The sequence below is a fragment of the Rathayibacter sp. AY1F6 genome (assembly GCF_002932035.1).
In the GTDB taxonomy this organism is placed as follows: domain Bacteria; phylum Actinomycetota; class Actinomycetes; order Actinomycetales; family Microbacteriaceae; genus Rathayibacter.
Genome location: NZ_PSVD01000016.1, coordinates 39,837 through 60,890, shown reverse-complemented (window position 1 = coordinate 60,890; position 21,054 = coordinate 39,837). Strand labels below are relative to the sequence as shown.

Genomic DNA, 21,054 nt, shown 5'->3' with positions numbered 1-21,054 from the left:
GGCAGCCTTGAAGGCTATACCCGGGCTATGTGCTCCGTCCAGCGGCCGCCGCGATCCGGCGGTTCCCCCGCCTCCGCCGTCAGCGGACGCGGACCGAGAGGCAGGTGACGCAGCCCTCGAGCTTCTCGAACTCCGAGATGTCCACGGTCAGGACGCGGTAGCCCAGGCTCTTCAGCAGCTCGGCGCTCCGGGGAGCGGAGGCGGCCATCAGGAGTGTGTCGTCGTCGAGGACGACCACGTGGGCGCCCGCCTCCTCGGGCATCGGCAGGAAGAAGGGGAACAGGCGCGGCTCGTCGACGACCGGCTCCCAGCCGATGACCGTGCCGTCGGGCAGCGCGGTCACGGCGCTCTTGAGGTGCAGCACCTTGGTCAGCGGGACCGCGACGACGTCGTACCCGCGGGGGCGGAGGATCGCGCGCAGCTGGGCTACCCCCGCCGCGTCGGTCCGGCCTCCGCGGCCGACGTAGACCGTCGATCCCACCTTGAGGACGTCGCCGCCGTCGAGCGTGCCCGGCTCCTCGATGCGGTCGACCGTCAGGCCGAGGGCGCGGACGGCCTCCTCGGCGCCCGCCGTCTCTCCGCGGCGGGACTCCGCTCCGGACCGGGCGATCACGGCGTGGTCGCCGAAGACGACGACCGCGTCCTCGAGGAAGACGGAGTCGGCGAGTCCGGGCGCCGGTGCGGCCTCGACCGTCTCCCAGCCGGCCCGCTCGAGCAGGTCGACGTACGCCTCCCACTGCTGTTGGGCGCGCTGCTGGTCGACGGGGACGCGCTCGAGGTGGGTGAGCTCGCCCGCCGAGAGGTCGGCGGCCGGGGCCCGGACGATCGCGATGCGGCGGTCGGTGACGACGGCGGCCGGAGCGCCCGTGATGCGGAGGCGGTTCCAGAGCGTGTGGCCGACGCTCGCCGCCGAGACGGTGAACGCGAGCAGGAAGACGAGGTTGAGTCCGGCGAAGGTCTGGAAGATGGAGGCCCAGACGGCGCCCGTGACGGCCTCGCCGGTGGCGCTGGCTTGGACGAGCGTGCCGAACACGGCTCCGACCACGCCCGCGACGAGTCCCGCGAGGGCGGCGCTCCAGGTGCGTCCGAGCATCCCCGCGACGGCGAGGACGAGGACGACCACGAAGCCGAGCACGCTCGAGAGCAGGAAGTAGGCGTTGACCTGCGGGATGGAGCCGGGCTGCAGCTGGTTGCCGATGAAGAAGGCCAGCAGGTTGGCGAGGTGCGCCACGAGCGCGGTCGCCGCGGCGGCGAGCAGCGCGACGAGGATCCGGCGGCCCGTCCCGGGCGCGCGGTCCCGGTTCGGGGCGGTGGTGGTCGCTGCGGTCGGGGTGTCGGGAGTGGACGCGGGCGTCGAGTCGGAAGGCACCCGGCGACCCTACGCGCCCCCGCCCGCGCCTCGCCTGTCGATCCCCTAGCAGCCCCCTAAGAGCCACTCACCGCACCGCAGAGCGGTTTCAGCGGGAATCGCGTGCCAAGCGATTCCCGTGACCGGCGACGCCCCCACTCCATGGAAAGCCTCACGTCGTGGCACCGACCACGCCCCGCCGCGCGAGGAGCGGCCGGGAAACCGCCCACCGCAAGGCAGAGCCGACTCAGCGGGAATCGCGTGCCAAGCGATTCCCGCGGTCGGCGACGCTACCCGCTCTACGGAACGCACCCCGTCGCGAAGCCGACCGCGCCCCGCCGCGCAGGGAGCGGCGGGGAAGACGAGCACCGCAAGGCAGAGCCGGTTCAGCGGGGATCGCGTGCCAAGCGATTCCCGCGACCGGCGACGCTCCCCGCTCCACGGAACGCACAGCGTCGCCGAGCCGACCGCGCCCCGCCGCGCAGGGAGCGGCGGGGAAGACAAGCACCTGAGTGACGGGCGCGGAGCGCCCGTCACTCAGTGGAAGAAGTGCCGCTCCCCCGTCGTGTACATCGTGACGCCGGCGCGGGCGGCCGCGTCGATGACCTCGGCGTCGCGGACGGAGCCGCCGGGCTGGACGACGGCCTTCACGCCGGCGGCGAGGAGCACCTCGAGGCCGTCGGCGAAGGGGAAGAACGCGTCGGAGGCGGCGACGGTGCCGGGGGCGCGGTCGCCGGCGCGGGTGACGGCGAGGTGGCAGGAGTCGACGCGGTTGACCTGACCCATGCCGACGCCGACGGAGGCGCCGCCCTTGGCGAGGAGGATCGCGTTCGACTTGACGGCGCGGCAGGCCTTCCACGCGAACTCGAGGTCGAGCATCGTGTCGGCGTCGGCGGGCTCGCCGGCGACGAGCTGCCAGCCGGAGCTGACCTCGCCGGGGCCGCCGATGAAGCGGTCCGGCTCCTGCAGCAGCAGGCCGCCGGAGATCTGCTTGAACTCGCGCTCCACGGGGGCGTAGAAGTCGGGGAGCTGCAGCAGGCGCAGGTTCTTCTTGGTCTTCAGCACCTCGAGCGCCTCGGGCTCGAAGCCGGGGGCGACGAGCACCTCGGTGAAGATCTCCTTCACCGTCTCGGCCATGGCGAGGGTGACGGGCCGGTTCGCGGCGATGACGCCGCCGAAGGCCGACACCGGGTCGCACTCGTGGGCGCGGCGGTGGGCGGAGGCGATGGGGTCGATCGCCTTCGAGCTCGCGATCGCGATGCCGCACGGGTTCGCGTGCTTGATGATCGCGACGGCGGGCAGTACGAAGTCGTACGCCGCGCGGACGGCCGCGTCGGCGTCGACGTAGTTGTTGTAGGACATCTCCTTGCCGTGCAGCTGCGTCGCCTGCGCGATGCCGGTGCCGTCGGGCGAGACGTAGAGGGCCGCCTTCTGGTGCGAGTTCTCGCCGTAGCGGAGGACCTGCTGCAGGGTCCCGCGGATCTCGACCGAGCCCTCGACGCCCTCGGCCGCCTCCTGCCCGGCGAACCAGGCGGCGACGGCGGAGTCGTAGGAGGCGGTGTGCGCGAAGGCGCGGGCCGCCAGGGTGCGGCGCGCGGCGAGCGTCGTGCCGCCGTCGGCGAGGGCGGTCGCGATCCCGGAGTAGTCGGCCGGATCGACGACGATCGCGACGTTCGCGTGGTTCTTCGCGGAGGCGCGGACGAGGGCCGGGCCCCCGATGTCGATGTTCTCGACCACGGTCGCCGCGTCGGCGCCGCCGGCGACGGTCTCGCGGAACGGGTACAGGTTCACCACGACCAGCTCGAACGCGGCGATGTCGAGCTGCTCCAGCTGCTCGCGGTGCGAGGCGAGCCTCAGGTCGGCGAGGATGCCCGCGTGCACGGCCGGGTGCAGCGTCTTCACGCGGCCGTCGAGCGACTCCGGAAACCCGGTGACGGCCGAGACGTCGGTGACCTCGTGGCCGGCGCCGCGGAGGGTCGCTGCGGTCGAGCCGGTGGAGACGAGCTCGACGCCGGCCGCGGCGAGCGCCGCTCCGAGCTCGAGCAGGCCGGTCTTGTCGCTGACCGAGATCAGCGCCCGGCGGACGGGGACCCGGTCGCGGTCGTCGTAGCTGCTGGGGTCGTGGGCGGTGATGCTCATGCGCGGGCGAGCTCCTCGAGGTCGACGGTTCCGTGGGCGATGTCGAGCACCGTCTGCACCAGCAGGCGACGCTCGATGGTCTTGATGCGCTCGTGCAGCGCGTCCTCGCTCTCGCCGGGGAGCACGGCGAGGCTCTCCTGGGCGATGACGGGTCCCGTGTCGACGCCGGTGTCGATCACGTGCACGGTGACGCCGGTCTCGGTCGCGCCGGCGGCGAGGGCGTCGCGGACGGCGTGGGCGCCGGGGAAGAGGGGCAGCAGGGCGGGGTGCGTGTTGATCATCCGCGGGCTGAGCGCGTCCACCACCACGGGCGGCAGGATGCGCATGAAGCCCGCGCAGACGACGAGGTCGGGCTCCCACTCCCGGATGCGCCGGAGCAGGGCGGCGCCCCACTCGTCGCGCGAGGAGAAGCCGCGCGGCGCGACCGTGAAGGCGGGGACTCCGCGCTCCTCGGCGTGGCGGAAGCCCTCGGCGTCGGTGTCGCTGCCGACCGCGACGATGCGGGCGGGGAAGCCCTCGTCGCCGGTGGCGTCCAGCAGGGCGCGGAGGTTCGATCCGCCGCCGGAGAGGAGCACGACCAACTTCAGCACTGCGCAAGTCTAGGGGGACGCCTCCGCCGGCGTCAGCCGCGTCGGCTGCGGCCCGCGGCGAGGCCCAGGCCCGCGGCCAGCGCGAGCTCGAGGGCGGCGACCGCCCCGACGACGAGCGGGTCCGGGCCCACCTGGGCGAGCCGCCCGGGCCCGGCGGCGCCCGCCGAGAACCAGGCGAGGAGCCCGAGCAGCAGGCCGCCGACCACGCCGATCCCGCCGGCCGCGGCGGCGCCCCAGCGCAGCAGCGAGCGTCCGTCGAGCGCCTCGATCACGCCGCGCCGCAGCCGCCATCCCGCGGCGAACCCGGCGAGCAGCGGCACGAGCAGTCCGAGGAATCCGAAGGCCGAGTCCCCTGCGGGCAGTGCGGCGAGGACCGGGATCGACGGGATCGGTCCGAGCAGCGTCCCGGCCGCGCTCACGGAGGAGCCGGTGCCCAGGGCGAAGCCCGGGCCGATCAGCCAGCTCGCCGCCCAGATCACCAGGTTCGGGAGGAACGCGAGCTGCCCGAGAGTGAGGGCCAGGCCGCCGAGCGCCTCGGCGCCCAGGCTCTCGTAGAGCGCTACGACCGAGGTGTAGTGCACGACCAGCAGCACGGCGATGAGCACCGCCGCGACGCCGACCACGCCCGCCGCGGCGAGCGCTCCCCCGCGCAGCGACGCGAGGACGAGCCCGGGCCCCGGCGCGGGGACGCGGTCGAGCGCGGAGGCGGCCAGCTCGCCGAGGGGGTCGGCCTCGTCGCTGCGGGCGGAGTGGAGCGCTGCTCCGACGAGCACCCCCAGCGCGAAGACGAGCGGCGGCAGCAGCGTCCCCTGCAGGGGATCGACGGTGGCGGCCGGGTCCGCGGATCCGAGCGAGACCAGGAGCGCGATCGCCAGGTAGGTCGCGATCGCGACGAGGACGCCGATGGCCCGGAACGGCGACTCCTGGGCGCGGCGGCCGGTGCGCGCGCCGAGCAGCACGGTGAGGAGTGCGAACGCCAACGGAGCGATCGTCACCGGGAAGGCGTCCGCGCCTCCGGGCAGCGCCACGGCGAGGGCGGAGTCGGGGGCCAGCGCCGCCTGCAGGTCGGCCCCGTGGCCGAGCAGCCAGGCGTCGGCGGCGACCCGCCAGAACACGCCGAAGTCGACCGTCGTGTCGTACTGCACGGCCCAGAGGACGGTCAGCGGGACGAGCGGGATCGCGATCCCGATCAGCGCCGACAGCGCGGCGTCGAAGGCGGCGAGGAGGGCGACGGTGATCCGGTTCATGGGCCTGACGAGCCTAGCGGCGGCGCGCTCGGAGGAGGGTCAGGGGCGCGCCGCCCGGCCCTCTAGTGTCGGAGCCATGACGGGGACCTCGGACGCACGGACGGAGCGCGGCCTGGACCGCCTCGTGAACTTCTCCGACGCCGTCGTCGCCATCGCCATCACGTTCCTCGTCCTCCCCCTGGTCGACGTGGTCGAGGAGGGCCGCGCGGCCGATCTGGGGTCCCTCCTCACAGGTCACTACGGCACCCTCTCCGCCTTCTTCATCACGTTCGCCGTGATCGGGCGGCTGTGGGCGGTCCACCACTCCGTCTTCGAGGGCGTGGCCCGGTACTCGCCCGCGCTCGTCGTCGCGAACTTCGTCTGGCTGGCCGCGGTCGTGCTGCTCCCCTTCGCGGCGAACCTGATCTCGAACGTGCTCGACACCGACGGCAGCGTCATCGCGCTCTACATCGGCACGATGATCGCGGCGAGCGCGGCGACCCTCGCGATGCAGCTCATCGTGCGCCGCGACCCGGATCTCCTGGCCCTGGGGGCGGAACCGCGGCGCTCCCTCTCGAGGTCGCTGATCGTGATCAGCGTCCTCCTCGCGGCCCTCGTGCTCGCCGTCGCCGTGCCGGCCGTCAACATGTTCGCGCTCCTGCTGCTCCTGCTCTCGGGTCCGATCGAGCGCCTGGTGCACCGCGGTCGCCCCGGAGGACGAGCGGCCCACCGCCGGACGGAGCGCGGGCTCGACCGGCTCGTCAACTTCTCGGACGCGACCGCCGCCATCGCCATCACCGTCCTCGTCCTGCCGCTGGTGCAGCTGGCTCCAGAGGTCGCCCGGGAGGGCGGCGGAGTCCCGGCGCTGCTCGCGGAGCACCTGGACTCGGTCCTCGCCTTCGCGCTCTCCTTCGCGGTCATCGCCGTCTTCTGGATCCCCCACCACCGCGTCTTCGAGATCGCCGGGGACTACGACGGCGCCCTGGTGTGGCTGGACCTGCTCTGGCTGGCCGCGCTGGCGTTCTTCCCGTTCTCGACGAGCGCGCTGGCGCTGTTCCCGGACTCCCGGGCGACGTTCGGGCTCTACATCGGCACGATGGCCGCGATGAGCGGGGCGCTGGTCCTGATCGAGCTGCGCCTCTCCCGGCACCCGGAGCTCAGGCGGCCCGGCACAGGGCCCCTGCCGCTCGCGCCCGCCCTGCTGCCTCTCGCGCTGCTCCTCGTCGCACTGGCGCTGGCGCTGCTGGTCCCGTCGGTCGGGCTCTGGTGGCTGCTTCTGCTCCTTCTGCAGCGGCCCGTCCGGGCACTGCTCGCGCGGCGCTGATCCTCAAGCCCCGGGCGTCCAGCCCAGCTGAGGGGCGATGCGCTCGGCGACGGCGCGCAGGATGCGCCGGTGCGACTCCACCCCGCCGACCGCCGGGAGCGTCACCGTGAGCGCGTCCGCCTCCGCGAGCGCCGGATCCGCGGCGAGCGATGCGACGATCCGCTCCGGGCTCCCGACGTGGAGGGGGCTGAAGCGCATCGGGGCGGCGATGATCGACCGGTCGGCCGTGCGGGGGCGGCCCTCGTCGTCCATCCGCGCGAGGTAGCCCTCGATGAAGGGGCGGTGCGCCTCCTCGTCGGCGGCGTCGAGCAGCGGCAGCACGATCCGGCCCGCCGTCACCCTCGACGTGCGCCCCGGGTGCGCTGCGGCGAAGGCCTCGCGGTAGGCGCGGATCTGCACCGCCTGCTGCTCGGCGAACGGCAGGCCCGTCTCCTCCGTGTTGAGCGTGGACACCTGCAGGTGCATGCCCTGCTCGCCTGCCCGGACCGCGGAGGACACCGTTCCCGCCCCGTACCAGAGCCGGTCGGCGAGGCCGGGCGCGTGCGGCTGCTGAACCAGCGGAGCGCCGACCGGGACCGACATCAGGGCCGACTCCGCGACGCCGAGCACGGCGCCCGAGAGCGCCTCGCGGAGTCGCGCGATGCGCTCCTGCGCCTCCTCGCGGAAGTCGCGCTCGGCCTGCCCGAATACCCCGTCGAAGACGGAGGCGAGATGCGCGAAGCCGCTGCTGACGCCGAGGTCGAGGCGTCCGCCCGAGAGCAGGTCCACGGTCGCGGCGTCCTCGGCGAGGCGCACGGGCGACTCGTAGCGGGCGCCGATGACCGCGGTCCCGAGGCGGAGGCGGCGGGTCCGTTGGGAGGCGGCCGCGAAGAAGGTCATCGGAGACGCGAGGTAGCGCTCGAAGTGCCGCACGCGGACCCAGCCGGTGCCGTAGCCGAGCTCCTCGGCGAGCTCGAGCAGAGCGAGCCCGTCCTCGAGGCTCCGCGCGGCGTCGCCGGGCTGCTCGGGGCCCTCCGGGTACGGCACGAAGGTCAGCAGGTCGAGTCCGAGGCGGCGGGTCACTCTGCGACGCTACTCCGGCCGGACCCGCCCCGACGACGGAACGGACGGCGCCGCCCGCCGGAGCAGGGGCACCGTCCGTTCCGACGGTGGTGCGGGGAGGACGGGCGCTAGAGCGCCGCGTAGACCTCGCGGAGCAGGGCGGCCGTCTCGGACGGCGTCTTGCCGACCTTCACGCCCGCGGCCTCGAGGGCCTCCTTCTTGGCCTGCGCGGTCCCGGCGGAGCCGGAGACGATGGCGCCGGCGTGGCCCATCGTCTTGCCCTCGGGGGCGGTGAAGCCCGCGACGTAGCCGACGACGGGCTTCGTGACGTTCGCCTTGATGAAGTCCGCGGCGCGCTCCTCGGCGTCGCCGCCGATCTCGCCGATCATCACGATCGCCTTCGTCTCGGGGTCGGCCTCGAACGCGGCGAGCGCGTCGATGTGCGTCGTGCCGATGATCGGGTCGCCGCCGATGCCGATGGCGGTCGAGAAGCCGAGGTCGCGCAGCTCGTACATCATCTGGTAGGTCAGGGTGCCCGACTTCGAGACGAGGCCGATCGGGCCCTTGCCGGTGATCGTCGCGGGGGTGATGCCCACGAGCGACTCGCCCGGCGTGATGATGCCGGGGCAGTTGGGGCCGATGATCCGCGTCTTGTTCCCCTTCTCCTGCGCGTACGCCCAGAACTCCGCGGAGTCCTGCACCGGGATGCCCTCGGTGATGACGACGAGGAGGCCGATCTCGGCGTCGATCGCCTCGATGACGGCGTCCTTCGAGAAGGCGGGCGGCACGAACGCGATGGAGACGTCGGCGCCGGTGGCCTCCATCGCCTCCTTCACGGTGCCGAAGACGGGGAGCTCGACGTCGCCGTGGGTGACGGTCGTGCCGGCCTTGCGGGCGTTGACGCCGCCGACCACGTTCGTGCCGGCCTTGAGCATCAGCGCGGTGTGCTTGGTGCCCTCGCCGCCGGTGATGCCCTGGACGATGACCTTGGAGTCCTTGGTGAGGAAGATCGACATGCTTGTTCTCTGATTCCTTGAGTCGTCGGGTCCGTTACGCGGCGGCGAGTTCGGCGGCCTTGTCGGCGCCCTCGTCCATGGTCGCGGCGAGCGTGATGAGCGGGTTGGCGGCGGCCTGGAGGATCGCGCGGCCCTCCTCGACCTTGTTGCCGTCGAGGCGGACGACGAGCGGCTTCGTGGCCGAGTCGCCGAGGATCTCGAGCGCCTGGAGGATGCCGTTGGCTACCGCGTCGCACGCGGTGATGCCGCCGAAGACGTTGACGAAGACGCTCTTGACCTGCTCGTCGCCGAGGATCACGTCGAGGCCGTTCGCCATCACCTGGGCGGAGGCTCCGCCGCCGATGTCGAGGAAGTTGGCCGGCTTCACGCCGTTGTGCCTCTCTCCGGCGTAGGCGACGACGTCGAGGGTCGACATGACCAGGCCCGCGCCGTTGCCGATGATGCCGACCTCGCCGTCGAGCTTCACGTAGTTGAGGTCGTTCTCCTTGGCCTTCGCCTCGAGCGGGTCGGCGGCGTCCTTGTCCTCGAGCGCGGCGTGGTCCGCGTGGCGGAAGCCGGCGTTCTCGTCGAGCGAGACCTTGCCGTCGAGCGCGACGATGTCGCCCTCCTCGGTGAGCACGAGCGGGTTCACCTCGACGAGCGTGGCGTCCTCGCCGGTGTAGACGTCGTAGAGCTTCACCAGGACGGGCGCGACCTTGGCGATCAGCTCCTCCGGGAACTTCGCCGCGCGGGCGATCTCCTCGGCCTTGGCCTGGTCGATGCCCCGGCCGGGGACGACCTCGACGCGCGCGAGGGCGTCGGGGCGCTCGACGGCGAGCTGCTCGATCTCCATGCCGCCCTCGTAGGAGGTGAGCGAGAGGTAGGAGCGGTTGGCCCGGTCCAGCAGCACCGAGAAGTAGAACTCGCGGTCGATGCGCGCACCGCCGGCGACCATGACGCGCTTGACGACGTGGCCCTTGATGTCGAGGCCGAGGATCGACTGCGCCGCGGCGAACGCGTCCTCGGGGGTCTTCGCGACCTTCACGCCGCCCGCCTTGCCGCGGCCGCCGATCTTGACCTGCGCCTTGACGACGGTGACGCCGCCCAGCTTCTCCGCCGCGGCGCGCACCTCCTCCGGCGTGTCGGCGACGATGCCCGGGAGCACGGGGACGCCGTACTTCTCGAACAGATCACGGGCCTGGTATTCGAAGAGATCCACGCTGCATTCCCATTCCGCGCCGAGCGCGCTTGCGTTTCGAGTTCGAGGTGGCCCGGACGACGCCGGAGTCTCGGCACTGTCCCTGGGCCGCGCCGAGTCTACTCCGCACCCGCCGGGGGCTTCCCGTGCGGTCGCTCCGCGCCCGCCGGACGCCCGCCGGGGGCACCGGCTCCTATTCCGCCCGCCGCTCCCGCGTAGCGTGGAGCCATGTCGTCGGCCTCCCGCACCCCGGACGTCTTCCGCGAGGGCGTGTTCCTGCTGGCGGGCGCGCGCGCGATCCTCCTCCAGATCGCGCACCCGGCGGTCGGGCAGGGCGTCGCCGACCACTCCGACTTCGTGCACCGGGCCGTGAACCGCCTGCACGGGACGCTCTCCTACCTCTACGTCCTGCACTACGGCACTCCCGAGGACGTGCGCGCCGTCCGCCGCCGCGTGAACAGGGCGCACGTGCCCGTGCGCGGCCCCGGCTATACGGCCTTCGACCCGGAGCTGCAGCGCTGGGTCGCGGCGACGCTCACCCAGTCGATGCTGCAGCTCTACGAGGGCGCCTTCGGTGCGCTGAGCGAGGAGGAGGCGGACGACATCGTGCGCCGCTCCGTCGTCGTCGGCGCGGCCCTGCAGATGCCCGCGGACCTCTGGCCCGACTCCCGCACCGCGTTCGACGCCTACTGGGAGCGGGAGCTGGAGCGCCTCGAGGTCACGCCCGCGGCCCGCCGGGTCGCCCACGACCTGCTGGGCCCGAGCATCGCCGCCTGGTACCTGCGCCCGCTCGGCCCCTACCTCCGCCTGATCACCGCCGGTCTGCTCCCGGCGGCGCTCCGCGAGCCCTTCGGCTTCCACTGGACCGCACGGCAGGAGGCGCGGTTCGAGCGGGCGCTCTCGCGCACCTTCGCCGCCTACCGCCTGCTTCCCGCGATCGTGAGGACGGCGCCCAGCCGCTACTACCTCGCCCGGGTCCGACGCGACGCTCAGAAGCCGGCCACGACCTCCCAGCCCGCGTAGGCGGCGAGCTCCAGCCCGAGCGCCTGCGCGGCCGCACGCGCCTCGTCGATCCCGCGCTCGTCGCGCACGTCGACGGTGACCGGCACGCTGTCGCCGAACCCCGCGATCTCGACCCGCGCGCTCGTCGGACCGCTGTAGAGCGGGACGTGCGCGTCCGCGGTCCGCGCGCCGACCACTCGCGAGCCGGTCGCCTCTGCGATCACCGCGAGGGCGAACGGAGCCGTCACCACCGCATCCGTGTAGAGCGTCGCCTCGCCGCGCATCGCGCCTCCCGTCGTCCGACCCGCGGAACCGGGCCGCAGCAGTCCGACTGTAGGCAGCCGCCCGCGCCTCCCGCACCCCCTTCCGCTCGGCGCCGGGATGCGCACTCCCCGCCCGTCCGTGCTGAACATCCGGTGCGGATCGCTCGACGCGGCCGCCCGGCGGATCTACGGTGAAGCACCCGGCATCCGCCGCGGCGGTCAACGACGACTGGAGCCTTGATGAGCATCACCGAACCCCGCACGGCCGAGGCCCCCGCCGCTCCCCCGCCCGCCGCCGGCTTCGGCACCCTCTCCGTCGCGGCCATCCTGGCGGAGGCGGCGCGGCGCACCCCTGACACGATCGCCATCCGCGTCGGCGAGCAGGCCGTCGACTACGCGACCCTCTGGCGGCAGACCCGTGCCTACGCCGGAGCCCTGCGCGCCCAGGGGATCGGACCGGGCGACCGCGTGGCCCTGCTCGTCCCGAACGTCCCCGACTTCCCCCGCGGCTACTTCGCCGTCCTCGCGCTCGGCGCCGTGGTGGTCCCCGTGCACGCCCTGCTCAAGCACGACGAGATCGCCTACGTCCTGCGCGACTCCGGAGCCGTCGCGCTCGTGTGCGCCGCTCCGCTGCTCGCCGAGGGGGCCGCCGGAGCGGACCTCGCCGACGTTCCCGTGCTGAGCGTGATGGTGCCCGACGGCACCGCCTCGCCCCTTCCGCGCCTGGAGGACCTCGCCGCGGAGGCGACTCCGATCGACGGCTACGTGCCCCGCTCCCCCTCCGACACGGCGACGATCCTCTACACCAGCGGCACCACCGGCCGCCCGAAGGGGGCGGAGGGGACGCACTTCGCGATCGTGTCGCAGTCGGACGTGCTGCTGATGAACACGTTCGACCTGCACCGCGGCGACGTGGTGCTCGGGGCGCTGCCGCTCTTCCACACCTTCGGGCAGGTCTGCGCGATGAACACGGCCTTCCGCACCGCCGCGACGGTCGTCCTGGTGCCGAAGTTCGACGGCGACGCCGCGCTCGAGGCGATGATCGCCCACGGCTGCACGGTCTTCGAGGGCGTGCCCACGATGTACGTCGCCCTGCTCGACGCCGCGACCCGGCGCGAGGACCGGCCGCCGCTGCGCTACGCGGTCTCGGGAGGCGCCGCCCTGCCCGTCGCCGTGATCGAGCGCTTCCGCGAGGTGTTCGGCGTCGAGATCTACGAGGGCTACGGGCTCACCGAGACCTCCCCGGTCGCCACCTTCAACCACGTCGGAGTCCCGCCGCGGCCGGGCACGGTCGGCACGCCGATCTGGGGCGTCGAGGTCGAGGTCGCCCGCCCCGACGTGACCGACCGCGTCGAGCTGCTCCCCCGGGGCGAGCTCGGCGAGATCGTGGTGCGCGGGCACAACCTGATGAAGGGGTACCTCGGCAACCCGGCGGCGACCGCGGAGGCGGTGATTGACGGCTGGTTCCGCACCGGCGACCTGGGCACGAAGGACGAGGATGACTACATCCGCATCCTCGACCGCACGAAGGACATGATCATCCGCAACGGCTACAACGTGTACCCGCGCGAGGTCGAGGAGGTGCTGATCGGGCACCCGGCCGTGCAGAACGCGGCGGTCTTCGGGATCCCGGACGAGCGCCACGGCCAGGAGGTGATGGCCGCGGTGATCCTCGCCCCGTCGGCGACCGCCACCGCGGAGGAGCTGATCGCCTACGCGAACGAGCATCTCGCCGCCTTCAAGTTCCCCCGCCGCGTCGAGTTCGTCGACGCCCTTCCGCTCGGGCCCAGCGGCAAGATCCTCAAGCGGGAGCTCGTCGCGCGCTACGCCGGCTGACCCCTTCCGCGAGATGCCACTCGGGTGAGCCCGCCACGGCGTGCCTCCCACTCGAGTGGAATCTCGCGGAAGGCGACCAGAGGGCACACGGGAAGGGACGGACGTCAGCCGAGCAGGGACCAGACGGTCCCGGCGAGGACGGTGCCGACCGCGGCGCCCGCGAAGACCTGAGCGGGGGTGTGCGCACCGAGGCGCACCCTCGACCAGAGCACCCAGAGGACGATGGGCACGCTGATCAGCAGGGAGAGCGGTCCGTAGGCGATCAGCACGACGACGGCGCAGGTGGCGACCACCGCCGCGTGCCCGGACAGCTTCCAGACCAGGTTGACCACGCCGACGGCGAGCACCACGGCCACCGTCACCACACCGAACGTGGTCACCGCGGCAGGAGCGCCGAGCACGGCGAGCAGTACCAGGCCGGCCGCGATCGACACCAGCGCCAGCGCGATCGGCAGCGCCCGCTCGCGCCGGTCGGGCACGTGATGGTCGCCGTGGATCCGGCCGGTGCGCATCAGCAGGCGGATGACGAGGTAGGGCACCACGCCGACGAAGAGCGCCGCGAGCGCTCCCCACGCGACGCCGAGCAGGGGCGGATCCGCGACGCGCGCGCCGACCACGACCGGCACGAGCACCGCGAGGACCGCAGGGGAGAACGCCTCCGTCGCGAGCCGCGCGGCCGCCGATCCGGCCGCCACCGGACTAGATCTTCTCGATCGGCGCGACCTTGATCAGCAGCTTCTTCGCGCCCACCTGGTCGAAGAGCACGTGCGCGACGCGCTTCGAGCCCTCACCCGTCACCGCGTTCACGCGCCCCTCGCCGAAGTCGGTGTGCCGGATGCGGTCGCCCGCGATCAGCTCGAGGTCGCCGTTGTCGCGCACCATGCCGGTGATCCGGTTCGGGAACTCGCCCTTGGCCTTCGGCGCCGCGGCGAGCGCCTCCCGGAACTCGGTGTTCGATCGCGACTTGCCGAAGCCGGGCCGCTGAGCGTTCAGGGCCCGGGGCTGCGTGCCGCCGCGTGAGGTCGCCGCGCCGGGCGACTGGCGCCACTGGATCAGCTCTCCCGGGATCTCCTGCAGGAACCGGCTCGGCATCGCGACCGACGTCTCGCCGTACTGCGCGCGGGTCATCGCGAGCGAGAGGTAGAGGCGCTTGCGGGCCCGGGTGATCCCCACGTAGAACAGCCGCCGCTCCTCGGCCGGGCCGCCGGGCTCGTTCGCCGAGATGCGGTGCGGGAGCAGGTCCTCCTCGATGCCGGTGAGGAACACGGCGTCGTACTCGAGGCCCTTCGCCGTGTGCAGCGTCATCAGCGAGACGGTGCCGGAGTCGTCGTCGAGGTCGTCGGCCGCGGCGACCAGCGAGACCTCGGTGAGGAAGTCCACGAGCCCGCCGTCCGGGTTGTTGCGCGCGAACTCCTTGGTGACGGCGATGAGCTCGTCGACGTTCTCGGCGCGGGCCTCGTCCTGCGGGTCGCGGCTGGCGCGGAGCATGTCGAGGTAGCCGCTGCGGGTGAGGAGCGCCGTCAGGACCTCGTGCACCTTCGCCTCGCCGCCCTCCCGTGCGGGGTCGAGCATCAGCGCGCACTCGTCGAGGAGGGTCGCGAGGTCGACGATCGCCTTCGTCACCTTCGGGCCCATCCCGAGCGAGCCGGCGTTGCGCATCGCCTCCCGCAGGGTCACCGCGTTGGTGTCGGCGAACGACTGCAGCTGCGCCTCCGTCGCGGGGCCGATGCCCCGCTTCGGAGTGTTCATGATGCGCCGCAGCGCCAGCACGTCGGCCGGATTCGCCACCGTGATCAGGTACGCCAGTGCGTCCTTGATCTCGGCGCGCTCGTAGAACTTCGTGCCGCCCAGGATCCGGTAGGGCAGCGCGGAGCGGATGAAGATCTCCTCCAGCGCGCGGGTCTGCGCGTTGGTGCGGTAGAAGACCGCGATCTCGTCGTAGCCGGTGCCCGCCGCGTGCAGGCGGGCGATCTCGTCGACCACGAACTGCGCCTCGTCGTGACCCGAGTACCCGGTGTAGCCGACGATCTTCTCCCCGTCGCCGCTGGAGGACCAGAGGTTCTTCGCGCGACGGTCGAAGTTGTTCGAGATGACGGCGTTGGCCGCCGAGAGGATGTTCTGCGTCGAGCGGTAGTTCTGCTCGAGCAGGATCACGCGGCAGCCCGGGAAGTCGCGCTCGAACTCGACGATGTTGCGGATGTCGGCGCCGCGGAACGCGTAGATGGACTGGTCCGAATCGCCGACGACGGTGAGCGAGGCCCCCGGGATGGAGCCGTCGGCCGTGACCGGTCCGCGGTAGGGGCGGTCGAACTGCGCCGCGGCCATCGTCGCCGGCGGCACGGGCCGGGTCAGCTCGTGGATCAGCGAGTACTGGGCGTGGTTCGTGTCCTGGTACTCGTCGACCAGCACGTGGCGGAAGCGCCGCTGGTACTTCGCGGCGACGTGCGGGAAGGCGCGGAAGAGGTAGACGGTCTGCGCGATCAGGTCGTCGAAGTCGAACGCGTTCGCCCCCTCGAGCGCCCGCGAGTAGGCCCGGAAGACCTGGAGGAACATCTCCTCGTTCGGGTCGCTGAGGTTCGCGGTGCGGGCGTAGGAGTCGACGTCGGCGAGCTCGTTCTTGAGCTTGGAGATCTTCGCGGAGGCGCTCGCGACGGTGATCCCGAGCGAGTCGGCCTCGAGGTCCTTCACGATGCGCTTGAGCAGGGCGCGCTGATCGCCCGAGTCGTAGATCGTGAACGACTTGGTCATGCCGAAGTTCTCGGCCTCGCGGCGCAGGATCCGCACGCACGCGGAGTGGAACGTCGAGATCCACATCCCCTCGGCGCTCTGCCCCACCAGCTTCTCGACGCGCTCGCGCATCTCGGCCGCGGCCTTGTTGGTGAACGTGATCGCGAGGATCTGGCTCGGCCAGGCCTCGCCGTTGCCCAGGAGGCTCGCGATGCGCCGGGTGAGGACGCTGGTCTTGCCCGAGCCCGCACCCGCGACGATGAGCAGCGCGTCTCCGCGGTACTCGACCGCCTCGCGCTGCTGGGGGTTCAGCCCCGCGACGAGCTGCTCGTGCGCCGGGTCGGTGCGGGGCGCGTCCCCGGGGCCGCCGGGGGGACCGACGATGACCGGGGTGGCGCGGGAGCCGCTCGGATCGAAGAGGAAAATCATGTCCCTCCGAGTGTAGATCGCCCCTCCGACACCGGGAGCGGTCAGGCGGTCCGCTGACGCGGCGCGGGCGAGGTGAGCGCCCCACCGACGTCCAGTCCGCGCCACGCGAGGGAGAAGCCGAGCACGGCGAGCGCCGACGTCGACACCGCCAGGAGCTGCAGGAGCGCGAAGGCGGTGAGGTCCTTCGTGTCGTCGGGGTAGTACTGGATGCCCTGGACGGCGAGAGCCGCGAGCAGCACCACCACGATCACCGAGCACACCAGGAGCAGCCGGTTCACCCCGCGCCGCGCGGGCCTCTTCGGCGCTCGGCCCACCTGGGCCCTGGTGGTCAGCCACGCGCAGGCGGCGGAGGCGGAGGCGAGCGCGACGAGGTCGGCCCCGAGGACGTCGCTCGCCCGGTGCCAGGAGGCGGCCATCGTCAGGTTGCCGACCAGCACCACGACCGCGCCGCCCAGCGCGAGCACGACGGTCCGCGCGCGCCCGGGGACGACCATCGCCAGGGCGAAGACCACCGAGACGGCCGCCGCGGTGTGCCCGCTCGGGAAGCTGCCGCCGGTGTACCAGGAGTCGGTGTCGACCAGCTCGGGCCGCTCGAGGACCACGTTCTTGAGCAGCTGGGTGAGCCCGGCCGTGACGACGATCGAGCCGACGGAGGCGACGGCCAGCGCCGGGCGTCTCCGGATCAGCGCGATCGCCGCGACGAGCAGGGCGCCGACGACCATGGAGAGCGGGGTGACGTCCGCGAGCGCCCCCGCGGCGGCGCCGGTGGCCCGGCCGAAGACGAGGTCGGCGCCCCGGAGCCCCGAGTTCTCGACGCCCTGGCCCTGAGGGGTGAGCACGGCGAGCCAGTAGACGACGGCGACGCCGATCACGGCGAGGACGGCGGTGGTGATCCAGCGGCGGGTGATGCGCTCTCGGGTGGACACGGGGCCTCCTCTCGAGGGTCGGGCGGGCGGTGGTGAGCCGATGATGCCAGCGCAGCCTCCGCGTCCGCTCGGCACGCGCCGGACGAGAACCCGATCGGCGGACCGGTCAGCCGCGGAGCAGGCGCTCCTGCTCGGCCGCCCGCGCCTCGATCGCCAGATCGGGCTGGTCGGCGAAGACGCCGTCCACTCCCGAGCGGAGGATCATCGCGAACTCCTCCTGCCAGCCGCCGTACTCCGCCGGGTCCTTCCCGCGGCGGTGCACCTTCTCGAGGAACCGGTTCTCGGCGCGCAGCGTCCAGCAGTAGACCTCGAGCCCGGCCGCGTGGGCGTCCTCGACGAGCGGACCGGTCCCCGTCGCCCGGCCGGCCGCGTCCCGCGAGAAGAGCATGCTCTTGTCGACGCTGATCCCGTCGACGGCTCCGGCGAGGTTCCGCAGTCCCGCCGGCGTGGTGAAGGCGGAGTAGGGGGCCGCGTCGGCGCCGTGGGCGGCCACGAGGTCGGGCGGGGCGCCGCGCGACTCGAGCAGGTAGATCCGGCGGGTGCCGACTCCGCTCACCGCGAGCCGCTCCAGCACGGTCTTCTCGAAGCTCTCGATCGTGAGCCGCGGGTCGCGCGGACCCCAGCCCGCGGCGGCGAGCTCCTCGCGCAGCAGCACGTCCAGCGGCAGCCCTATCCCGGCGAAGTACGTCGCGTGCTTGATCTCGGCGACGAGCCCCGGCGGAGCGAGCGGATCGTCCTCCGCCGCCCGGTCCAGCAGCGCCAGCAGCTCGCTGAAGCGCAGCAGCGGGAACTGGCCGTCGAACGTGGCGCTGGAGCTGCGCACCGCCGGCAGCCGCTCGCGGGCCCGCAGCTCCGACAGCTCGTCCCAGGTGAAGTCCTCGGTGAACCAGCCGGTGATCTCGCGGCCGTCGATCCGCTTGGTGGTGCGGCGCGCAGCGAACTCCGGGCGCTTCTCGACGTCCGTCGTGCCGGAGATCTCGTTCTCGTGGCGGAGGACGAGCACGCCGTCGCGGGTCGCCACCAGATCGGGCTCGAGCGCATCGGCGCCCAGCGCGATCGCCAGCTCATAGGCGGAGCGGGTGTGCTCCGGTCGGTAGCCGCTCGCTCCGCGGTGGCCGATGACGAGCGGTGACTGACGCGCGGGCATGCCGCGATCCTACGGGCGGCACTGCGCGGCACGCAGCGGAGTCGAGGTCCGCTCGAAGAGAACAGCCAGACTCTGAGAGGTGCTCTCAGATATGGTGGTGTCCATCGTCGCAGTCCTCTCGGATCCGCGGCGCACCCCGCACCCACAGCGACTCAGATCCGCGAGTTCCCTCGGAGACCAGCGCACCTGAGAGAAGAGGAACCATGGCAAGCAACAATCCGGCCTTCGGACGCCCGGAGTTCAGCAACCGCGGCTACGCCGGCCGCGTGCAGGACCTCCCGGACGTCTCCCCCGGCACACTCGACCAGATGTACTCCCGTCCGGCCGCCGGCTCCGTCGAGACCGACCGGATGACCGTCGAGGACACCCTCGCCAAGACCGCCCTCGCCTTCGTCGTGCTCCTCGCGGGTGCGGCCGTCGGCTGGTTCGTCCCGGACCTGATGCTCCCCGCCGTGCTCGTCGCGCTGGTGCTGGGCATCGTCAACGCCTTCAAGAAGCAGCCGTCGCCGGCCCTGATCCTCGGCTACGCCGCGACCCAGGGCATCGCGGTCGGTGCGATCTCGAAGTTCTTCGAGAGCGCGTACGCCGGAGCGGTCGTCCAGGCCCTCATGGCGACCGTCATCGTGATCGGCGTCACCCTGGCGCTGTTCATGAACGGCAAGATCCGCACCTCGCCGAAGCTCAACAAGATCTTCTTCATCGGCATGATCAGCTACGCGGTGTTCTCGCTGGTGAACCTGGGCCTCGGTCTCTTCGGCGTCGGCGGCGGCTTCGGTCTCCGCACCGGCTTCATCGGCATCGTGATCGGCCTCATCGCCGTCGCGCTCGCCACGTACTCGCTCGTGATGGACTTCGAGTTCATCCAGCAGGGCGTGCGCAACCGCCTCCCCCGCATCTACGGCTGGACCGGCGCCTACGGCATCCTGGTCACCGTCGTCTGGATGTACCTGGAGATCCTGCGCCTCGTCGCGATCTTCCGCGAGTAGCACGGCGCACCACGTCCGACGGGCGCTCGACCTCCGGGTCGGGCGCCCGTCGTCGTTCCCGGCCCCAGCGCCGTTCCCGGTGCACTGCCGGGAGCGCCTGGCACGATGGAGGGATGAGCGCCGCAGACTCCCGGATCGTCGGCCTCGACGTCGCACGCGGCCTGGCCGTCCTCGGCATGTTCGCCGCCCACCTCGCCCCGGTCGAGAGCGAGATGCTCTGGAACGGCCGCAGCTCCGTCCTCTTCGCCGTGCTGGCGGGAGTGTCGATCGGGCTGATGACGGGCGGAGCACAGCGCTCCTCGCGGCCCTGGCACGACACGGGATCGATCCTGCTCCGCGGGCTGTACCTGCTCGTCATCGGCGTCGCCCTCACCCTGCTCGGGACGCCGATCGCGGTGATCCTGCCGCACTACGGGGTGATGTTCCTCGTCGCGGCGCTGCTGCTCTTCCTGCCGCGGGCGGTCCTCGCTGTGCTGGTCGCGGCCGCGGCGATCGCCGGGCCCCTCGCGGTCGACGCGCTGACCAGCGCCGGCGGCTCCTGGCTCTCGACCCTGTCGCCCGACGAGGCGCTCCTGGCCGCGCAGCCCCTCATCTGGTTCACCCAGTACTACCCGGTGCCGTCGTGGCTGGCGTACGTGGTGCTCGGCCTCCTGATCGCGCGCTGCGACGTCCGGTCCGCGACCACCCAGCGCTGGGTCGTCGTCGGCGGCGCCGTCTCGGCCGTGCTCGGCTACGGCGGCGGGCTGCTGCTCGGGGGTCCGGAGGCGGTGGAGGCGCACGCCAGCACCACTGCCGAGCTGCTCGGGGCGGGCGGGGTCGCCTGCGTCGTCCTCGGCGCGCTGACGGCTCTTCTGCAGCGGCTGCCGCTCCTGGCGCGGGCGGCGACTCCGATCGCGGCCGTCGGTGCGATGCCGCTGACGATCTACTCGCTGCAGCTCGTGGCGCTGGCGGTGTACCTGGTCCCGTACGAGCCGTTCGACTTCGAGGCGTGGCGCAGCTGGACGCTGCTCGGCGTCTTCGTGGTCGGCTCGATCGTCGCCGCTCTCCTCTGGAGGCGGCTCGTGGGGCAGGGCCCGCTGGAGTGGCTGCTCGCGCGCGCGTCGCTGCGGCCTCGGGGTCCGCGCGCGGCGCTGGGTTAGGGTGGCCGGATGATCACGCGTCGCGAGGCCGCTCAGCGCCTCGACATCCCCCTCGAGATGGCGACGCGGCACGGCATCCCCACCCGTCTGTCGGAGGAGGAGCTCGCCGCCCTCGAGCAGGATCCGCCCGCCTGGCTCGTCCAGTCGCGCGCGAACCGCACCGGCAGGCGTCCCGTGTGGGTGACCCTCGACTGCGCCGTCTGCGGCCGCTCCGAGGCCGCCCGCCCGAAGAAGTGGTGGCCCGAGTTCACGTTCCTCGTCTGCGAGGACCACTCCCCCGCCTCCTGGCCGCACCACCCCGAGGGCCACCGCCGCGACGAGTACGACGGCATCGGCACCCGCTTCATCGGCGTGCTCGACACCCCCGCCTGACCCGCGCTCGCGCGCCTGCCGCCTCCGCCTGCACCACGGCCCCCGGACCAGCGCAGACCCGCGTTCCCCGACCACCCGGCAGAAGCCCGCCTCTCGATCGGCACCCCCGGAACGTCCCCGCAGGGCCTCGAACCCCTGACCGCCACTCGGTATGCCTCGCCAGGCACCGGTCACCCCTCACCGATCCCCCGGCCGCACCGCGGCCACCCGTTCCCTGAACAGCCACCCGAGCTCGTTCCCCGACCTGCACCCGGGAACGGCCCCGCAGGGGCTCGTTCCCCTCTACCTGCACCCAGGAACGGCCCCGCAGGGGCTCGTTCCGCACCCGCTCCCCTCAACAAGAAACGGCCCCCTTCGAAGGGAGCC

At 72.8% G+C, this 21,054-nt stretch carries 18 protein-coding genes; 6 read left to right on the top strand and 12 right to left on the bottom strand.

The window, feature by feature from the left end; all coding sequences use genetic code 11:
* Positions 1-79: 79 nt before the first annotated feature.
* The 4 genes from ddaH to C5C44_RS12705 form a co-directional block, all read right to left on the bottom strand.
* Positions 80-1,369 carry a dimethylargininase gene (gene ddaH / locus C5C44_RS17450; protein ID WP_104227290.1) on the bottom strand — a complete coding sequence of 430 codons (1,290 nt, stop codon included), beginning with the start codon at positions 1,367-1,369 and terminating at the stop codon, positions 80-82.
* A gap of 516 nt (positions 1,370-1,885) precedes the next feature.
* Entirely contained in the window at positions 1,886-3,487 is a 1,602-nt protein-coding gene (gene purH, locus C5C44_RS12715) for a bifunctional phosphoribosylaminoimidazolecarboxamide formyltransferase/IMP cyclohydrolase (protein WP_104335963.1), read from the bottom strand.
* Positions 3,484-4,077, bottom strand: coding sequence for a phosphoribosylglycinamide formyltransferase (gene purN / locus C5C44_RS12710; RefSeq protein ID WP_104251067.1), 594 nt, complete (start codon positions 4,075-4,077; stop codon positions 3,484-3,486). The genes purH and purN overlap by 4 nt, the downstream gene beginning before the upstream one ends.
* A gap of 32 nt (positions 4,078-4,109) precedes the next feature.
* A complete protein-coding gene (locus C5C44_RS12705) occupies positions 4,110-5,324 on the bottom strand; it encodes a DUF6350 family protein (RefSeq protein WP_104327992.1) in 1,215 nt (404 codons plus the stop codon).
* A 76-nt stretch (positions 5,325-5,400) separates the two neighbouring features.
* Here C5C44_RS12705 and C5C44_RS12700 point away from each other — a divergent pair, with 76 nt between their 5' ends.
* Positions 5,401-6,627 (top strand): TMEM175 family protein, encoded by a 1,227-nt coding sequence (locus C5C44_RS12700; RefSeq protein ID WP_181065558.1) that lies wholly within the window; start codon positions 5,401-5,403, stop codon positions 6,625-6,627.
* A 3-nt stretch (positions 6,628-6,630) separates the two neighbouring features.
* Here the strand turns inward: C5C44_RS12700 and C5C44_RS12695 are convergent, their stop codons facing one another.
* The 3 genes from C5C44_RS12695 to sucC form a co-directional block, all read right to left on the bottom strand.
* The gene (locus C5C44_RS12695) at positions 6,631-7,689 is read right to left on the bottom strand and encodes an LLM class flavin-dependent oxidoreductase (RefSeq protein ID WP_104324678.1); all 1,059 of its coding nucleotides are present in this window, start codon (positions 7,687-7,689) and stop codon (positions 6,631-6,633) included.
* A gap of 107 nt (positions 7,690-7,796) precedes the next feature.
* Positions 7,797-8,684, bottom strand: coding sequence for a succinate--CoA ligase subunit alpha (gene sucD, locus C5C44_RS12690; RefSeq protein WP_104224929.1), 888 nt, complete (start codon positions 8,682-8,684; stop codon positions 7,797-7,799).
* A 34-nt stretch (positions 8,685-8,718) separates the two neighbouring features.
* Positions 8,719-9,882 carry an ADP-forming succinate--CoA ligase subunit beta gene (gene sucC / locus C5C44_RS12685; protein ID WP_104227296.1) on the bottom strand — a complete coding sequence of 388 codons (1,164 nt, stop codon included), beginning with the start codon at positions 9,880-9,882 and terminating at the stop codon, positions 8,719-8,721.
* A 207-nt stretch (positions 9,883-10,089) separates the two neighbouring features.
* Between sucC and C5C44_RS12680 the strand changes: the two genes are divergently transcribed.
* A complete protein-coding gene (locus C5C44_RS12680) occupies positions 10,090-10,884 on the top strand; it encodes an oxygenase MpaB family protein (protein ID WP_104227297.1) in 795 nt (264 codons plus the stop codon).
* Here C5C44_RS12680 and C5C44_RS12675 read toward each other — a convergent pair.
* The gene (locus C5C44_RS12675) at positions 10,851-11,147 is read right to left on the bottom strand and encodes a hypothetical protein (protein WP_104224926.1); all 297 of its coding nucleotides are present in this window, start codon (positions 11,145-11,147) and stop codon (positions 10,851-10,853) included. The two genes, C5C44_RS12680 and C5C44_RS12675, sit on opposite strands and share 34 nt — an antisense overlap.
* Before the next feature lie 219 nt (positions 11,148-11,366).
* On the opposite strand from C5C44_RS12675, the gene C5C44_RS12670 reads away from it, so the two are divergent.
* Positions 11,367-12,962: a long-chain fatty acid--CoA ligase gene (locus C5C44_RS12670; protein WP_104335961.1), complete on the top strand. Its 1,596-nt coding sequence runs from the start codon at positions 11,367-11,369 to the stop codon at positions 12,960-12,962.
* A 104-nt stretch (positions 12,963-13,066) separates the two neighbouring features.
* Here the strand turns inward: C5C44_RS12670 and C5C44_RS12665 are convergent, their stop codons facing one another.
* From C5C44_RS12665 to C5C44_RS12650, 4 genes are all read right to left on the bottom strand, one after another.
* Positions 13,067-13,657: a phosphatase PAP2 family protein gene (locus tag C5C44_RS12665; protein WP_104335960.1), complete on the bottom strand. Its 591-nt coding sequence runs from the start codon at positions 13,655-13,657 to the stop codon at positions 13,067-13,069.
* A 4-nt stretch (positions 13,658-13,661) separates the two neighbouring features.
* A complete protein-coding gene (locus C5C44_RS12660; protein ID WP_104335959.1) occupies positions 13,662-16,118 on the bottom strand; it encodes an ATP-dependent helicase in 2,457 nt (818 codons plus the stop codon).
* A gap of 41 nt (positions 16,119-16,159) precedes the next feature.
* Positions 16,160-17,044 (bottom strand): phosphatase PAP2 family protein, encoded by an 885-nt coding sequence (locus C5C44_RS12655; protein WP_104224743.1) that lies wholly within the window; start codon positions 17,042-17,044, stop codon positions 16,160-16,162.
* Between the two features lie 106 nt (positions 17,045-17,150).
* Positions 17,151-18,191, bottom strand: coding sequence for a glycerophosphodiester phosphodiesterase family protein (locus C5C44_RS12650; RefSeq protein WP_104224742.1), 1,041 nt, complete (start codon positions 18,189-18,191; stop codon positions 17,151-17,153).
* A gap of 203 nt (positions 18,192-18,394) precedes the next feature.
* On the opposite strand from C5C44_RS12650, the gene C5C44_RS12645 reads away from it, so the two are divergent.
* From C5C44_RS12645 to C5C44_RS12635, 3 genes are all read left to right on the top strand, one after another.
* Entirely contained in the window at positions 18,395-19,177 is a 783-nt protein-coding gene (locus tag C5C44_RS12645) for a Bax inhibitor-1/YccA family protein (protein ID WP_104263479.1), read from the top strand.
* A gap of 113 nt (positions 19,178-19,290) precedes the next feature.
* A complete protein-coding gene (locus C5C44_RS12640) occupies positions 19,291-20,316 on the top strand; it encodes a DUF418 domain-containing protein (RefSeq protein ID WP_104335958.1) in 1,026 nt (341 codons plus the stop codon).
* A 9-nt stretch (positions 20,317-20,325) separates the two neighbouring features.
* Positions 20,326-20,688: a DUF5997 family protein gene (locus tag C5C44_RS12635; RefSeq protein ID WP_104224739.1), complete on the top strand. Its 363-nt coding sequence runs from the start codon at positions 20,326-20,328 to the stop codon at positions 20,686-20,688.
* Positions 20,689-21,054 lie beyond the last annotated feature (366 nt).

Excerpts from the sequence above, each read along its gene's own strand:
- purH (WP_104335963.1), bottom strand. The coding sequence starts at position 3,487 with ATGAGCATCACCGCCCACGACCCCAGCAGCTACGACGACCGCGACCGG.
- C5C44_RS12705 (WP_104327992.1), bottom strand. The coding sequence starts at position 5,324 with ATGAACCGGATCACCGTCGCCCTCCTCGCCGCCTTCGACGCCGCGCTG.
- C5C44_RS12700 (WP_181065558.1), top strand. The coding sequence starts at position 5,401 with ATGACGGGGACCTCGGACGCACGGACGGAGCGCGGCCTGGACCGCCTC.
- sucD (WP_104224929.1), bottom strand. The coding sequence starts at position 8,684 with ATGTCGATCTTCCTCACCAAGGACTCCAAGGTCATCGTCCAGGGCATC.
- C5C44_RS12680 (WP_104227297.1), top strand. The coding sequence starts at position 10,090 with ATGTCGTCGGCCTCCCGCACCCCGGACGTCTTCCGCGAGGGCGTGTTC.
- C5C44_RS12675 (WP_104224926.1), bottom strand. The coding sequence starts at position 11,147 with ATGCGCGGCGAGGCGACGCTCTACACGGATGCGGTGGTGACGGCTCCG.
- C5C44_RS12670 (WP_104335961.1), top strand. The coding sequence starts at position 11,367 with ATGAGCATCACCGAACCCCGCACGGCCGAGGCCCCCGCCGCTCCCCCG.
- C5C44_RS12660 (WP_104335959.1), bottom strand. The coding sequence starts at position 16,118 with ATGATTTTCCTCTTCGATCCGAGCGGCTCCCGCGCCACCCCGGTCATC.
- C5C44_RS12650 (WP_104224742.1), bottom strand. The coding sequence starts at position 18,191 with ATGCCCGCGCGTCAGTCACCGCTCGTCATCGGCCACCGCGGAGCGAGC.
- C5C44_RS12645 (WP_104263479.1), top strand. The coding sequence starts at position 18,395 with ATGGCAAGCAACAATCCGGCCTTCGGACGCCCGGAGTTCAGCAACCGC.
- C5C44_RS12640 (WP_104335958.1), top strand. The coding sequence starts at position 19,291 with ATGAGCGCCGCAGACTCCCGGATCGTCGGCCTCGACGTCGCACGCGGC.
- C5C44_RS12635 (WP_104224739.1), top strand. The coding sequence starts at position 20,326 with ATGATCACGCGTCGCGAGGCCGCTCAGCGCCTCGACATCCCCCTCGAG.